The organism is Pseudomonas tremae (genome assembly GCF_001401155.1).
GTDB classification, from domain to species: domain Bacteria; phylum Pseudomonadota; class Gammaproteobacteria; order Pseudomonadales; family Pseudomonadaceae; genus Aquipseudomonas; species Aquipseudomonas tremae.
On the sequence record NZ_LJRO01000046.1, the window covers coordinates 1 to 284 of the forward strand.

At 58.1% G+C, this 284-nt stretch carries 1 pseudogene; it reads left to right on the forward strand.

Annotated elements, in window-relative coordinates:
• A pseudogene (ligD, locus tag ALO43_RS02690) lies at positions 1–268 on the forward strand (non-homologous end-joining DNA ligase LigD); the annotation flags it as partial.
• Between the last annotated feature and the right edge of the window lie 16 nt (positions 269–284).

Below are 284 nucleotides of genomic sequence, written 5' to 3' on the forward strand. Positions count from 1 at the left end.
CTGGGACACGGTTAAAGCCTTCTCCAAGGCTATCGCCGAATTCGTCAGCCGTCAGTTGCCCGAACGCTTCACCGCGACCATGGGGCCGAAAAACCGGGTAGGGAAAATTTTCATTGATTACCTGCGCAACAGCCGTGGCGGAAGCACCGTGACTGCATATTCGGTGCGCGCCCGGCCAGGTTTGCCGGTCTCGGTGCCGATTGCTGTGGATGAACTGGCAGGCCTGAAATCCTCGGCGCAGTGGGACATCACCAACCTTGCGCAGCGTTAAAGAAACTCAAGGC